Source organism: Microcoleus sp. ARI1-B5 (genome assembly GCF_036705795.1).
Taxonomy (GTDB): domain Bacteria; phylum Cyanobacteriota; class Cyanobacteriia; order Cyanobacteriales; family Microcoleaceae; genus Microcoleus.
In genome coordinates this window covers 129,760-145,561 of sequence record NZ_JAUBVK010000005.1, presented here as the reverse complement: position 1 = coordinate 145,561, position 15,802 = coordinate 129,760, and the positions used below count along the sequence as shown (strand labels likewise).

The following is a 15,802-nucleotide window of genomic DNA, read 5'->3' as shown; positions in this document are numbered from 1 at the left end:
ACGCTTCTGTTCGATCGTTCGGACTTCAGTCCTTTTCCCTTTGTCTGAAGAAGGACTCGCATTCCGATGCTGCGAACCAGTTTTACGCTATCTCCCAGCTCAATGCAGCAATTCCTCTAGTTTTTGCTGGTTCCACAAATACTGATAAAGCCCTGTTTGCCCTACCAATTCTGCGTGAGTGCCGCTTTGCACTATTTCTCCTTTCTCCATCACAAAAATGCGATCGGCACTAGCCGCCGCTGACATTTGATGCGAGATAAAAATTACGGTTTTGCGATCGGTTCCGGTTGCCAAATTATGCAAAATATCGGTCGCAGTTTGATTGTCCACGCTGGAAAGAGCGTCGTCCAAAATCAACACGGGAGCGTCAACTAACAAGGCTCTAGCTAGTGCTGTTCGCTGCCGCTGTCCGCCGGATAAGGTAATGCCCCGCTCGCCGACAACTGTTTTGTACTGCTGCGGAAAGTTGAGGATTTCGGGGTGAATTTGCGCTTGTTTGGCGGCTGCTTCAATCTGTGGCTGTTGGGCTAAAGGATTGCCGTAGCGGATGTTATTCTTGATGCTAGTGCCGAACAGAAAGCTTTCTTGGGGCACGTAGGCGATCGCCCCGCGCAATTCCTTCAACTTCACTTTGGTAATATCCTCTCCGTCTAGAAATAACTCACCCGGATCGATATCCAGCAAGCGCGGCAGCGCATTAGCTAAAGTGGATTTTCCCGAGCCGATCGCCCCGACAATTGCGACTGTTTCCCCCGGTTTTATGGTAAAATTGACATCTTTGAGCGCGGGTGTCTTAGCGCCCGGATAAGTAAAATTTAAATTGCGGGCCGCAATGGAGCCGATTACTGGAGTTGGCAATTCAACTGCACCGGGAGCATCCTTAATTTGCGGTTCCACAGTCAAAATTGATTCGATGCGATCGACACTAACTTCTCCCCGCTGGTAAGCAGTAATTGTGAAACCCAACAGCGCCGTCGGAAACACTAAACGCTCGACATAAATCAGCAATGCCACAAAATCGCCGATGCTAATTTCGCCCTTAGCAATTGCCCCGCCACCCGCAAAAAGCAGCACCAACAAACTGATGCTTGCTAAACCGCCCAGCAGCGGAAAAATAAAATTTCTAGTTTTTGCTAATTCCAAATTTGCTGATAGCAACTGTGCGTTAGAATTGCGAAAAGCGCGGCGTTCGTTTTCTTCTTGAGCGTAGATTTTAATTACGGAAATCCCGCTCATATCTTCTTGAATCAAATCGCTCATCGCCGACAATTCTTCTTGCACGGCTAGCTGCTGGATGCGAAGTTTGTCGCTAAATAATTGCACCAAAACTAGCATTAAAGGATAAACTGCGATCGCCAACAGCGTCAGCCGTACATCAATCCCCAGCATCACGGGCAAAGTCAAAGCATAAGCAAAGGCTGTATTCGCCAAACTCAGCACTGCAAAACCCACCAAGCGGCGAATATTGTCCAAATCGGAAGTAGCGCGGTTAATTAAATCCCCTACCGTATTGGCAGCAAAATAAGACGGTTCTAATGTTAATAAATGATTAAATATTTGCTGTTTGAGGTCAAATTCTACTTGACGCCCCACGCCAAACAGGAGAATCCGCGACGCCATCCGAATTCCCCACATAATTGAGGCGAGTACCAGAATCAGCAGCACGTAGTTGAAAACTTGGTCAAATTTAGTCGCAACTTGGAGAGTGTCAACTGCATTCCGAATCAGCAGGGGAATGTAAACGCCCACAGCATTGACAATTAACAGCGAAGCAACGCCCCAGAATGCTGGTTTCCAGTGCGGGCGCATATAAGAACCGAGTTTTTGCAGTCGAGAATAACGAGCCATTATGTTAAGGAAGAAGGTTCGGCAGCGGATTATGTAACGGATGTAACGGATGTAACGGATATCACGGATGGATTTTGAAGGAAGAAGGATTCTTCGACGAGGGTTTTAGTAATTAAGAATCTCCTAATTGTCGGGCGTGGTTGCTGTGGAAGGTTGAAGGCAAAACACAAAGAACACAATATCTATCCGAAGGTGGATGATTGAAGGCAGAAGTTAAGAGCTTTTTTGCATAAAAATTCTGCTTTGGGATGACGGGCTATCAAAATTGGGTTTGGATTTGAAGCACAAGCCGATCGGGCGATATGTCACAAACCACATTATATCTATGAGGACACGGCAGTGCCGTCTCCCCGCAGCGGGTAGGTAGGGAAACGGCAGTGCCGTGTCCTCAGGCATCGCCCAAATCCCCCATCCGCCCCCGCCATCCCCCGCACTCCTGAGGGGCACGCTACAATCTAAAATCGATCGGCTTAGCACTCAGAGTCAGAGAGTGCTAAATTTGCTAATGTAAGCGACAGGAGACAAACATGACCAAAATAGTTGCATTTAGCGACAAATCTCGGCGGGCCCTAGAACGCGGCGTCAATCAACTCGCCGATGCTGTCCGCATCACCTTGGGCCCGAAAGGCCGGAACGTCCTATTAGAAAAGAAATACGGCGCTCCCCAAATCGTTAACGACGGTATCACCGTTGCTAGAGACATCGAACTCGAAGACCCCTTGGAAAATGCCGGCGCTCGCTTAATTCAAGAAGTCGCCTCCAAAACTAAAGATATCGCAGGCGACGGCACTACAACCGCCACGGTGATCGCTCAATCCCTGATCCGCGAAGGTTTGAAGAATGTCGCAGCAGGCGCAAATCCAGTCGCGCTGCGCCGGGGTATTGAAAAAACGATCGCCCACTTAGTCGTAGAAATCGAAAAATTGGCGAAACCCGTGGAAGGATCGGCCATTGCTCAAGTCGCCACTGTCTCCGCCGGTAACGACGAAGAAGTTGGCGCCATGATTGCTCAAGCAATGGAAAAAGTCACCAAAGACGGCGTAATTACTGTTGAAGAGTCGAAATCTCTGACCACAGAATTGGAAGTTGTCGAAGGGATGCAGTACGATCGCGGATATCTTTCGCCGTATTTCGTCACTAACGGCGATCGCATGGAAGTAGAGTACGAAAACGCTCGCATCCTGATTACCGACAAAAAAATTAACGTCATTCAAGAACTAATTCCGGTTCTCGAAAAAGTCGCCCGCACCGGTCAACCCCTGGTAATTATCGCCGAAGATATTGAAGGCGAAGCTTTGGCAACTTTGGTCATCAACAAAGCGCGCGGCGTGTTGAACATCGCAGCTACCAAAGCTCCTGGTTTTGGCGATCGGCGCAAAGCTATGCTTCAAGATATCGCCGTTCTCACCGGCGGTCAACTGATTTCCGAAGAAGTCGGACTCAGCATTGATACCGCAACACTAGAAATGCTCGGTACCGCCCGCAAAATTACGATCGACAAAGAAAACACCATCATTGTCGCTGGCGACGAAAACAAAGCAGACGTGCAAAAACGGATCGAGCAAATCCGCAAGCAGCTAGCAGCAACCGATTCTGACTACGACACAGAAAAATTGACCGAACGCATTGCCAAACTCGCCGGCGGTATCGCTGTAATTAAAGTAGGCGCAGCTACCGAAACCGAGCTCAAAGACCGCAAACTGCGCATTGAAGACGCTCTCAACGCTACTAAAGCTGCTGTGGAAGAAGGTATCGTGGCTGGAGGCGGCACGACGCTGATTCACCTGATTTCAAAAATAGATGCAATCAGAAATACTTTAGACGCTGAAGAACAAGTAGGCGCTGACTTGGTGGCGAAAGCTTTGGAAGCTCCTTTGCGTCAAATCGCTGATAATGCTGGTGTTGAAGGTTCGATCGCGATCGAGCGAGTGCGGGGTAGCGAGTTGAACGTTGGCTACAACGCTCTCACCGACGTGTACGAAGATATGATTGCCGCTGGGATTATCGATCCGGCCAAGGTTGTGCGATCGGCTTTACAGAATGCCGGTTCCATTGCTGGTATGGTGTTGACCACTGAAGCTGTGATTGTCGAAAAACCCGAACCGAAAAAAGCCGGCGGCGACATGGGCGACATGGGCGGCATGGGCGGCATGGGCGGCATGGGCGGCATGGGCGGCATGGGCGGCATGGGCGGCATGGGCGGCATGGGCATGATGTAGTCATCATTGTCAACTTAACGTCTAATGTATTGCCCGACTGCTGTTTGACGATTAAGCCCTCCGATCCCCCCGCAGGAAGAGCCCCCTACTCGACCCCTACTCCCCTTTCCAAGGGGGGAGTAGGGGGCAACCGGAAGCGCTCTTTCGTCCCCCTTCTTAAGTCCGATCCCCCCTAGCCCCCCTTCTTAAGGGGGGAGTAGGGGGCAACCGGAAGCGTTCTTTCGTCAACCCCTACTCCCCTTCTTAAGGGGGATGTAGGGGGATCTAACCTCGGATAAAAGCTAGTTTTATCAATGGTTCCAGGCTTGAGTTGACACGCTTTGCGCGCACCCCATCTCCCCCTCTTCCCCCCCTCTCTCCCCCTCTCCCCCTCTCCCCATCTCCCCCTCTCCCCCTCTCCCCATCTCCCCATCTCCCCCTCTTCCCCCCCTCTCTCCCCCTCTCCCCATCTCCCCCTCTCCCCATCTCCCCCTCTCCCCCCCTCTCTCCCCCTCTCCCCCTCTCTCCCCCTCTCCCCCTCTCCCCTCTCTCTTCTCCTTTTGTATCCGATGCGTCTTGTTAAAAAAAAGAGCATCTGCTCTAATTAAGTTATATTCCGAAAAATACTATTTCCTGAAAATTTTTGTATGATAGGGGATTGCGCCGAAAATTGCACCGGGAACTGCAGCAGTAAAGTGCCCAAAAATATTTGAGTGAGTTAAACTAACTTTAGGAAAAATTTAAAGCTTAACTTGCAAGCGCTCAAAAAATACCCATGCAGGAAGTTATCAACTCGTTACAGTCTTTTTTCTCTAACTCTGTTGATGCTTTCCTAGAGTGCGATCGACAGCAAAAATACCTATCAGTTAATCCCGTTGCTGCTGCTTGGATGGGATTGGAGCCTGCTGAAATAGTCAACAAAACTAATCAGGAATTATTGAAATTATATCCCAATAATGCTGCTCTTAAAAACATAATCTCGCAGATTGATTCCTGCCTGCAACAAGTATTTATCACCGGTGAAAAAAAGCTGGCAATTCACGAGGTGACGGTGGCAGATGGCGGGATTAAAATTTACGAAACGGCTTACACGCCAGCGGTGGATGCCTCTAGCAACGAGATGCGGGTGTTGGGCGTCGGTAGAGATATCACCAGGCACTACCGCTGGCAGCAGCAGAAAACTCAACAGTTGCGCAGATCGAACCATTTACTGTGGTTGAATGCAGCTAACAGTCCCCTGGCAATGGTAGGCTGGGATGAGGATTTTCGGATCGTTCAGTGGTCGAAACGCGCCCAAGAAATCTTTGGCTGGACATCCGATGATATGATGGGCAAGCAGTTCGGCGATTTGGATTTGGTTTGCGAGGAAGATAGAGAGGCTGTAAGTGCGATCGAACTCGAACTAGCCTCCGGCAACGGCAATACTTCCATCACTCAAAATAAAACTAAAAGCGGACAGGTAATTTGGTGTCGCTGGTTCAACTCGATTATTGGCAGCGGCGACTCTTTTACCGTGCTTTCTTTGGTGGAAGATATCACCGATCGCAAACGGTTGGAAGCAGAAAAAGCCCAAGCTTCTCGCCTCACAGCAATGGTAGCCGATGTCGGTATTGCCCTCACCAAACACCCTCAAGATATCCTGCTGCCCTGCTGCGAGGCAATGGTGCGAAATCTCGATGTCGCCTCTGCTGAAATTTGGACTTTCAACTCTCAATACAATGTTTTGGAATTGCAAGCATCCTCGGGAATCTACAGCCGCACAGACGATCGGGCTAGCTTTATTAAAAGTAAGGTTAACTCGATCGCCCAACAGCAAAAACCGCAATTTGACTGCGGATTTGAACTGAATAATTTTGGGCTGCCAGAAGAAGAATCCGCACCAACAGCGGCATACAGTTCCGAATTAGCAATTATCAACAGCCGTCAAAATCCGGCAAATTGCCAAATTCCCCAGCAAATTCTCACCTTCGCCGGCTACCCTTTAATTGTCGAAGAAAGGCTGGTGGGAGTCATGGTAATTATCAGCCGCCAGCCGCTGAGTGCACCCTTTCAGGCAACTTTATCATCGGTGGCCGATGTCATCGCTTTAGGCATCGAACGCAAGCGCGCAGAAGCTGAATTAAAATCAGCTAGAGGGTTCCTCAATTCTGTAGTAGAAAATCTGCCGGTGGGAGTTTTTGCTAAAGATGCTTCTTCGCTGAAATTTGTGCTGTGGAATAAAGCGGGAGAAACGATCGCAGGTGTTACCTCTCAAGAGGCGATCGGCAAAAATGACTACGATATTTACCCCAAAGAACAAGCTGATGTTTTCACCGCTCAAGACAGGGAAATATTGACCGGTCACCACCACCAATCTACTGTTAAAGAAATAGCCGAAGAGCCGATCCAAACTCGCCACAAAGGTATGAGGATACTGCACACCCGCAAAGTGCCAATTCTCGACGCTCAGGGGCATCCTCAGTACGTTTTGGGGATTACTGAAGATATTACCGAACGCAGGCAGGTAGACGAAAGCGTGCGCCTCTACGACCAAATTGTCGAGAATATGCAAATTGGTTTGTACGTCTACCATTTGGAAAATATAGACGATGATACCACCTTGAGGGCGATCGCCTCGAATCCCGCTGCTACGCGGTTTACCGGGCTAGAAATGGCCGACGTTTTGGGCATGACAATCGACGAAATTTTTCCGCATTGGCGATCGAAAAACATTCCCCAAGCATTTGCTTCGGTAATTCGCAGCCAAAAAGCCCTAGAACTTGAAGATATTGACTGCGATGAATCCGGCAGAATAACTCGCGCTTTTTCTATTAAAGCTTTTCCCTTACCTAACAACTCCGTCGGCGTTGCATTTGAAAACATTACAGATCGCAAGTGCCTGGAATTAGAACTAAAAGTAGCTTTGGAGCAAACCGAACGTTCCGAAGAACTGCTGCGCACGGTAATAGACAAAACTAGCGACTGGATTTTTGCCAAAGACAAAACATTTCGCTATATTTTGGCAAACAAGAGTTTCGCTCGAGCGATCGGCAAAACAGTCGAAGAAATAATTGGCAAATCCGATTTAGAATTAGGATTTTCACAAGAGCAAATATTTGGTAATTTAGCCAAAAATATCCGAGGATTCCGCACAGACGACTCTGCTGTACTGGCGGGTGAAATAATCCACAATCCCTGCTCTCCGGCAACGGTTGCTGACGGTTCAGTACATATTTTTGACACCCAAAAAGTCGCTCTGCGCGACGCTGAAACTAATATATTTGCAGTGCTAACTTTCGCTCACGATATTACAGAACGCCATGAGTCGGAAGCAGCTTTGCGCCGGAGCGCCGCCAGATATCGCTCTTTGGTAGCTAATATTCCCGGCGTGGTTTATCGCTGGCAGTGCGATTTTTCGACAAGTTTTATTAGCGATGCCGTTTACTTACTAGCGGGCTACCAGGCTGCAGATTTTATTTCGCCTTTGGACAGCGGAGGCAGGACTTTTGCTAGCATTATTTACCCGGAAGATTTGGCAAAAGTAGAAGCAACAATTCTGCAAGGAATCGAAAACAAACAGTCTTATAATTTGGAATACCGCTTGCTAGCAGCAGACGGCACGGTAAAATGGGTGTGGGATAAAGGTTCTCCAGTGTTCGAGGCAGATGGGAGCGTTTGCTGTTTGGATGGGGTGATTTTGGATATTAGCGATCGCTACTGCGCCCAAGAAGCATTGCGCCAAAAAACTTCTGAGTTGGAATCAGTTTTTCTGGCGTTGCCCGATTTGTATTTCCGCCTCAATGCTGACGGCATTATTTTGGATTACTTGTCAGGAAATTCTGCGGATTTGTACCTAAGTCCCGAGTATTTTGTGGGTCAACGAATGACCGATATATTGCCGCCAACTGCCGCCAGCCCGCTCGCTCAGGCTATTCGTGAAGTTGTAGAAAACAGAACTCCAGTTAATTTAGAGTATTCCCTAACCATGCCGTCAGGAGAAGAAACTTATGAAGCGAGATTGCTGCCTTTTAACTCGAATCAGGCGATCGCCATCGCCCGCAATATTACCAAGCGCAAACAAGCCGAATCTCAATTAAAACATAAAAATCGCGAGCTTGAGCAAACATTGAAACAATTAGGAAGGACTCAAACTCAACTAATTCAAGCCGAAAAAATGTCGAGTTTGGGACAGCTAGTCGCGGGAATTGCTCACGAAATTAATAATCCTGTCACTTTTATATACGGTAATATTATTTACGCTAGCGAGTATGCCAATAACTTGCTGCAACTGTGCAGTTTGTATCAACAATATTACCCGGAACCTGTTTCTGCGCTTTCGGAGTTTGCCGAGCAAATAGAAGTGGAATTTATGAAAGAGGATTTCCCGCACCTGCTGAAGTCAATTCAAATAGGAGCAGATCGGATTCGCGAAATCGTTCTGTCTTTGCGCAACTTTTCCCGGCTGGAAGAATCAGATATTAAACGTGTTGATATTCACGAAGGAATTGACAGCGCTCTGTTAATTTTGCAACACAAATTTAAAGAAAATGGCAGAAATCGCCAGATTGAAATAGTTAAAGAATATGGAATACTGCCACCAGTACAGTGCTACGTGGGACAGTTAAATCAAGTGTTTATGAATATTTTAAATAATGCTATTGATGCTTTAGCTGATGTCAGAAATAGAAAGTGGGAATTGGCGAGTGCAACGGATGGGGAACGGCAAAATTTTCCGAGTTTACCTTTGGGTGGCGACGCATTGCCTTCGATTCGGATTCGCACGGAGGTTTTGGAGAACAATCGGGTGGCGATCGCCATTTGTGATAACGGGTCGGGAATGGCAGAGTCTGTTAAATCTCGGATATTTGACCCGTTTTTTACTACCAAACCAGTAGGCAAAGGTACTGGTTTGGGACTCTCTATATCCTATCAGATTGTGGTGGAAAGACACAGGGGCGCGCTGCGCTGCATTTCGGCGCCGGGAGGGGGAACTGAATTTGCGATCGAGATTCCAATTAAGCAAAGATAACACTATTTTAGATTTTAGATTTTAGATTTTAGATTTGGGAATTGGGAATTGGTCATTGGAAATTGGTCATTGGTGATTTAATAGAGCCCAGGCCAAGAAACCCGGTTTCTTATAAGATATTTATTGGACGACGATAATTCTCAAAGAAACCGGGTTTCTGATATCGGGTGGGCCAGTCATAGTTAAGCTTATTCATACCATGCTTAATTGGTACAAGTACCAAAAAAGTGATAACCTAATTAAAGATACTAAAAGTAAGGAATATAGACATGGTATACAAAAGCATACATACTTCTAGTGCAGTTACAAAACCAATTAAAGATGATGATGATTCCTATGTTGACTATTTTTATGACGCTCCGGGGGCGCTGCCGGGAACTCTCGACTTAGAACCCGATGCACCGCCTCCAGACATTGTATTAATTGACTATTGCGAGACAGGAGCTACTCGCCCCAAAAACTTGGTAAATCCTCAAGAAGCTGCTGCCTATTTAGATACAGCATCTGTTTCTTGGGTTGATATGTTGGGATTGGGAAACAAAGAGACTTGGCGACAAATGGGCGAAGTATTTAATTTGCACGTGATGGCTCAGGAAGATGTGGTTAATGTTCCTCAGCGACCGAAAGTTGTAGACTATGAAGAACACCTGTTAATCATTGCTTGGATGGTGATGATTAAGCCTCAGTCCGATAATTTTCATAAAGAACAAGTAAGCTTGATTTTGGGCAAGCATTACTTGCTAACTGTTCAGGAAGAACCGGACTATGATTGTTTTGGCCCCGTGCGCGATCGCATTCGTAAAGGACAAGGAATTATTCGCAAACACGGAGCAGATTATCTGGCTTATACTCTCCTAGATTCAATCATAGATGGATTTTTCCCTGTATTAGAACTTTACGGAGAGCGGATTGAAGAGTTAGAGGATGAAGTGGTGGTGAACCCCACCCGAAAAACTCTGGAAAAAATCTATAAAATCCGGCGAGAATTGCTGACGCTGCGCCGCGCAATTTGGCCGCAGCGGGATGCAATTAACGTGCTAATTCGAGATAGCAGCGATTTGATTAGTCCAGAGGTGCGAATTTACCTGCGCGACTGTTACGATCACACGGTGCAGGTGATGGATATGGTGGAAACTTATCGAGAGTTGTCTTCGGGTTTAATGGATGTTTATCTGTCTTCGGTTGGCAATAAAATGAATGAAATCATGAAACTGCTGACGGTGATTTCTAGTATCTTTATTCCTCTCACTTTTGTGGCGGGGGTATACGGGATGAATTTTAATACAGAGAAATCGCCCTTAAATATGCCAGAACTGAACTGGTATTTTGGCTATCCGCTTTGTTGGGCGCTGATGCTAGCGATCGCCTCTACTTTAGTTTACTTCTTTTGGCGGCGCGGCTGGTTTGAAAACTTTTCTACTCTGAAAGATGACTGAACTGGGAAGTTCCATCAAATGCGATCGCGACCCACGACATTTTTCGGGAGACGGCGTTGATATGTTTGTTATACCAGTTGAAAAAAAATGCAACTGTGGCACTTGCGCGCGCTGACCTCAGAAACCCGGTTTCTAGGAGATTTTGTGTTTAGTAACGAGAAATAGAAGGAAGAAACCGGGTTTCTAGCCCCGGGTTGCAGCCGTGTCATAAATCCTGGTATCATCAATCAAAAATCCTCAAGCTCCCAGATTCAGTGCTGCAAGTAAATCTAAAATTGAAAACTTGTTCGCTCGCGAAGTCGAAGAATCTAAAATCTAAAATCTCAAATCTAAAATCGCTCGATTCCTGTACAATAAATCTGGGGAAAAAGTAGGCGCAGGCGGTTGCGGATTGGCGAAAGCTGGTCTGAGGAAAGTCCGGGCTCCCGAAAAACCAAATTTGCTGGGTAACGCCCAGTGCGAGCGATCGTGAGGATAGTGCCACAGAAAGATACCGCCCCCAATTTGAGATTTTCCATTTTTCGATTTGAGATTGCATCAAAAATCGATCGTCAAAAATCGCAAATTGTTAGGGGGTAAGGGTGCAAAGGTGCGGTAAGAGCGCACCAGCAGCATCGAGAGGTGCTGGCTCGGTAAACCCCGGTTGGGAGCAAGGTCGGAGGGACTACGGTTGGTTTTTTACCAGTTCCGTTTTTTGGTACCGCTTGAGGCGTCTGGTAACAGGCGTCCCAGATAGATAACTGCCGTCGAAAACTGCTTGCAGTTGAGATAACAGAACCCGGCTTATGTCCGACTTTTTCCCCTCCAATTTCCGTAAGGTGCGCCCCTAAGCACGCGGAGGAGTATTTTGGGTAAGGTGCGCGGCTTTATAGCACCATACATAATATTTATTTAAAAAAAAACTTTTTTTTATTAATATGAATCTGCTCCCACTCAAAAAAAAAGCAACAGTAGACAAGCTTCAAACCATGATAGTCATCAGTCATTCTAAAATCTAAAATCTAAAATCTAAAATCGTATGATTTATCCGGGTCGCCAAAAGCAACTAGAAATATTAATTCAAAAATTGGGACTGCCGAAGAATGCTTCGATAAAATGGCATCTCGTCGATTTAGCTTTGACTCATGCGAGTGCGTCAGCTAAGGCAAATTACGAGCAATTAGAGTTTGTGGGCGATGCAGTCGTGCGGCTGGCGGCGTCGGAATTGTTGTTTGAGATTTATCCTGACTGTACAGTGGGGGAATTTGCTGCTATTCGATCGATCTTGGTGAGCGATCGCATTCTTGCTAAAATCGCTGAAAGTTACGGGTTCGATCGCTATTTAATTGTTTCCAGCAGCGCCGCCGCAGACAAAACAGGCGCCGAGCCCCGGCTGGCCGATGCTTTGGAAGCGGTACTCGCCGCCCTTTATTTGAGTGCCCAGACGTTAGAATTAATTCGCCCTTGGTTAGATGGTCACTTTCAACGCCTAGCGGCGGAAATTCGCAGCGATCCGGCCCGCCAAAATTACAAAGCTGCTCTCCAAGAGTTGACTCAAGGTAAATACAAAACTTTGCCCAAATATAGCGTGAAAGAAACGGGGACAGTGCAGGGCGGCGAGGATCGTTTTACCGCCGAGGTTCACATTCAGGGAGAGTTGGTAGCAGAGGGAAAAGGTCGATCGATCAAAGCGGCCGAACAAGCCGCGGCTCAGGCAGCTTTTAGTCAGTTGACAGTTGACAGTTGACAGTTGACAGTTGGCAGTTGTTATTAGTCATCGGTAATTGGGGATTGGGGATTGGGGATTGGAATTCGCATTCGCATTTTTTAGGATTAAAACAGATCCAATAATTCCCAATTATGCTATAATAGCTGTGCGATTTTTGAAATTATCATCAATGAAAATCTCAATAGCTGTATTGGGTGCGGGCCGCTGGGGAGTTAACCTAATTCGCAACTTTCTCGAACATCCCAACAGCCAAGTTTTAGCGGTGGTAGACCCGAATCGAGATTCATTGGTGGCTGTCCAAAAACAGTTTAATCTCCATCCCTCGGTGATTCTAGCTACCGATTGGTCACAAGTGCAAGCATTGCCGGGACTGGAAGCTGTGGCGATCGCCACTCCAGCTTCCACACACTACACCCTCGCAGCAGCAGCCCTGCAACTCGGCTATCACGTCTTAGCAGAAAAACCCCTCGCCCTCAACCTCAGTGAAGCAATAGAACTCTGCGAATTAGCCCAAAAACAGCAGCGGCAACTCTTCGTCGATCACACTTATCTGTTTCATCCTGCAGTCGATCGCGGCCAAACGATTATTCAGCAGCATCAACTCGGAACCTTGCGCTACGGTTACGCCCAGCGCACCCATTTTGAACCTGTGCGGCACGATGTTGATGCCCTTTGGGACTTGGCCGTTCACGATATCGCTATTTTTAATACTTGGCTCGAACAAACTCCAATTCAAGTCAGAGCAACGGGCACTGTATTTCCGAAGGAAGAAGGAATAAATCACAGGGAAGAAGGAATAAATCAAGAAGAAGGACTAGCAGATTTAGTTTGGGTAACGCTCACTTATCCCGACGGATTTCAAGCATTCATTCACCTGTGCTGGCTAAATCCCGACAAACAACGGCGCTTAACAGTTGTTGGCAGTTTGGGCACCTTGATTTTTGATGAAATGTCGCCAGAAACTCCCCTGATTTTGCAGCGCGGTAATCCCAATTGTGGGCGTGAAGAGCATAATTCTTTTGAAAGTGCGATTCCCTACGGGATAGCTTCGCCGCGCGTACCGCAGCCAACTACTAGCATCAAAAGTCGCGAAATATTAAGTTTAGAACAAGTAGAACCGCTGCGGCGAGTGTGCGATCGCTTCCTCAACAGCGTGCAAACAAATACCCCTTGTCCTACCTCTTCCGGCTCGGCTTCCGTCGAATTAATCCGCATTCTCAGCGCTTTGAGCAAATCCCTCGAACTCGGCGGACAGCCCCTGATACCATTTTAGATTTTAGATTAAGAAAATCATATCATTTCCGTTGGAAAGACAGCCATAAAATTGGTTTGTAGTGGGGAATGCAAGTCCTCATAAAAATCAGAGGACTAAAGTCCTCACTACAAACATTTTTTATTGGTAATTCACCAGAGATGATATCATACCAAATCCGGGTTTGAAACCCCCTTTATGTCTTCAGTCGGCCGAGGACACGAAAGTTTGACTCGCGACAGCGGTTTCAACCGCCGAAAGATAAAGGGGATATTTAACCGGGATTTGGTATCAGTCATAATTTTTTAAATTTCCCTTTTCCGTTACCAAGTCCGGGCTGTGAAAATAAAAACTTGACTGCTGATTGACAGGCAAAGAAATCATCACCGCAGTACCTTGATTCACACCCGCGCTGTGCAGTGTAATGCTTCCGATCATAGATTCCATAATCCTTCGGGAAATAGCCAAGCCCAAGCCGTTACCGCCAAACCTGCGAGTTGTAGAACCATCAGCCATCACAAAAGGTTGAAACAATTTTTGCTGCTGCTCGGGCTCGATACCAATTCCCGTATCTTTAATTGTCACTACCACCCAATCGCTTTGACTGCTGTGACCCGTCGTACTTTCCGAGGCATTGCCGTTAAAAACACCAGAATTACTCCTCGATTCAAGGCGCACAGATATACTAATGCTGCCAGAATCGGTAAACTTAACGGCATTGCTCAATACGTTCAAAAACACCTGTTTTAGCTTTTCTGGATCGGCATGAACAATAATCGGATCGTGAGGAGCAGGCAACTTTAATTTCAAACCTTTTTCTTCAATTTGAGCAGCTTGCAAATCAATCGCGTCTTCAAGTACCTGGGTAATATCAACTACTTCTAACATCAGGGAGAACGTGCCGGCTTCTATTTTAGCAATGTCCAAAATATCATTAATAATATTTAGCAATTGCATTGACGAGTCGTGAGCCCGCTGCAAGAACTCCATCTCTTCATCTCGGTCATCGCAGTAGCCGTCCCGCACAATTTGAATAAAACCAATAATCCCGTTGAGCGGTGTTCTCAATTCGTGAGAAATATTGCCCAAAAATTCATTTTTTAACTGATTTGCAACTTGCGCTTCCTTCGTTGCGACTTCCAATTCTTGGGCCCAGGATCTGAGGCGCTGCACCATGCTGTTGAGTGCTTCTGATAGTTGATTGAATTCTCTAATTTGAAAATTTTGCGGCACTGCTTGGGGCGTTTCTGCTGTATCCACTTTCTGCGCGTAGTCTCTCAGTTTTTCCAAAGGACGCGCCAAGTCGCGAGACAGATATAAAGTCGCCATGATACTAGCAGCAACCAAGCCCACAATTAAATTAAATAAAACTTGCTGAATTTCTTCCAAACCTGACAGAGCGTAATCTAAACGAGAGACAGCTAAAATAATCCACTTGCTGTTCTCCTTTCTAGTTGAAGGACTGGGGATAGCAGCGTATCCTGCTAGCAACTCTACGCCATTTCTTTCAAAGGAAAATAGGTGGAGAAAAGCTTGTCCGCCAGCCATCGCCCTTCTGACAATACTTTTTAGTCGATCGGCATCTGCCTCTGCGTCGATATTGCGGCCTACGCGGTTGATATTCGGGTGCGCCAAAATCGTCCCATCTTGGTCTATAGCCACCGTATAGCCGGCTAGAGAACCCTTGGGAGCGCTGGTTTGCACCGGCAGCGCCGACTGCAAACTCAAAGCATAACTCAACTGCCGGCTGTTGCCCCGACGAGTATAAACAGGAGCACTCAACACCAAACTCACTTGGGTGTCGCGGCCTTCTTTACTCGCATCAGGAAAATCCTCAGCACCCACAGCCACCTTCTTGCCGTTGGCTTTCCCCTGTCGCTGCAGAGGCCACGACAGACTGATGTAAACGCTCTTCTCGTCCAGCAGAGTTTGCTGCTGCTGCACTCGCGGCCAAAAATTGGCAGGCAGCGACTGAATCGGCTGCTGCCCGCAAGTGCTCGCTATCACTTGATTTGTCTGTAAATTAGTCAATTGCAAGCAATCAACCTGGCCTGGCAACCGCTGCCCTAATTGCGCGATAAACTTTTGATAATCCTTCGGCTCCACAGACTGCAACATCGAGTTTTCCGAAGCGCCGATCAGATTCGACTTCAGCGATTTCGACCACTGTTCAATAGTTTCTGCTTTTCTGACTGCACTTTCTGTCAAATTTTGACGAGCAGTTTCCAGCAGCGTCGAGCGTGCCTTGCGATAGGTAACATACTCCCCCACCAGTAGAACAGGTACGCTGAGCAGCAAAATCCGCGACAGTAAAATACGGCGAAAGGAGGATTGACCTAACTTAACCATAGG

At 47.1% G+C, this 15,802-nt stretch carries 7 protein-coding genes and 1 other RNA gene; 6 read left to right on the top strand and 2 right to left on the bottom strand.

What is annotated here, in order from left to right; translation table 11 throughout:
- Positions 1-99 precede the first annotated feature (99 nt).
- Positions 100-1,848: an ABC transporter ATP-binding protein gene (locus tag QUB63_RS10405; protein ID WP_332944951.1), complete on the bottom strand. Its 1,749-nt coding sequence runs from the start codon at positions 1,846-1,848 to the stop codon at positions 100-102.
- A 527-nt stretch (positions 1,849-2,375) separates the two neighbouring features.
- On the opposite strand from QUB63_RS10405, the gene groL reads away from it, so the two are divergent.
- From groL to QUB63_RS10375, 6 genes are all read left to right on the top strand, one after another.
- Positions 2,376-4,067 (top strand): chaperonin GroEL, encoded by a 1,692-nt coding sequence (groL, locus tag QUB63_RS10400; RefSeq protein WP_332944950.1) that lies wholly within the window; start codon positions 2,376-2,378, stop codon positions 4,065-4,067.
- 754 nt (positions 4,068-4,821) lie between these two features.
- Positions 4,822-9,054: a PAS domain-containing protein gene (locus tag QUB63_RS10395; RefSeq protein WP_332944948.1), complete on the top strand. Its 4,233-nt coding sequence runs from the start codon at positions 4,822-4,824 to the stop codon at positions 9,052-9,054.
- Positions 9,055-9,323: 269 nt separating this feature from the next.
- The gene (corA, locus tag QUB63_RS10390) at positions 9,324-10,490 is read left to right on the top strand and encodes a magnesium/cobalt transporter CorA (RefSeq protein WP_332944947.1); all 1,167 of its coding nucleotides are present in this window, start codon (positions 9,324-9,326) and stop codon (positions 10,488-10,490) included.
- A gap of 367 nt (positions 10,491-10,857) precedes the next feature.
- Positions 10,858-11,291, top strand: an RNA gene (rnpB, locus tag QUB63_RS10385) — RNase P RNA component class A.
- A gap of 217 nt (positions 11,292-11,508) precedes the next feature.
- Positions 11,509-12,216 (top strand): ribonuclease III, encoded by a 708-nt coding sequence (gene rnc, locus QUB63_RS10380; RefSeq protein WP_332944945.1) that lies wholly within the window; start codon positions 11,509-11,511, stop codon positions 12,214-12,216.
- Positions 12,217-12,367: 151 nt separating this feature from the next.
- Positions 12,368-13,471 (top strand): Gfo/Idh/MocA family protein, encoded by a 1,104-nt coding sequence (locus tag QUB63_RS10375; RefSeq protein ID WP_332944943.1) that lies wholly within the window; start codon positions 12,368-12,370, stop codon positions 13,469-13,471.
- A gap of 270 nt (positions 13,472-13,741) precedes the next feature.
- Here QUB63_RS10375 and QUB63_RS10370 read toward each other — a convergent pair whose 3' ends face one another.
- Positions 13,742-15,799 (bottom strand): sensor histidine kinase, encoded by a 2,058-nt coding sequence (locus tag QUB63_RS10370; RefSeq protein ID WP_332944941.1) that lies wholly within the window; start codon positions 15,797-15,799, stop codon positions 13,742-13,744.
- Between the last annotated feature and the right edge of the window lie 3 nt (positions 15,800-15,802).

What these genes read in the sequence shown, in the direction of transcription:
- QUB63_RS10405 (WP_332944951.1), bottom strand. Translation starts at nt 1,848, where the DNA reads ATGGCTCGTTATTCTCGACTGCAAAAACTCGGTTCTTATATGCGCCCG.
- groL (WP_332944950.1), top strand. Translation starts at nt 2,376, where the DNA reads ATGACCAAAATAGTTGCATTTAGCGACAAATCTCGGCGGGCCCTAGAA.
- QUB63_RS10395 (WP_332944948.1), top strand. Translation starts at nt 4,822, where the DNA reads ATGCAGGAAGTTATCAACTCGTTACAGTCTTTTTTCTCTAACTCTGTT.
- corA (WP_332944947.1), top strand. Translation starts at nt 9,324, where the DNA reads ATGGTATACAAAAGCATACATACTTCTAGTGCAGTTACAAAACCAATT.
- rnc (WP_332944945.1), top strand. Translation starts at nt 11,509, where the DNA reads ATGATTTATCCGGGTCGCCAAAAGCAACTAGAAATATTAATTCAAAAA.
- QUB63_RS10375 (WP_332944943.1), top strand. Translation starts at nt 12,368, where the DNA reads ATGAAAATCTCAATAGCTGTATTGGGTGCGGGCCGCTGGGGAGTTAAC.
- QUB63_RS10370 (WP_332944941.1), bottom strand. Translation starts at nt 15,799, where the DNA reads ATGGTTAAGTTAGGTCAATCCTCCTTTCGCCGTATTTTACTGTCGCGG.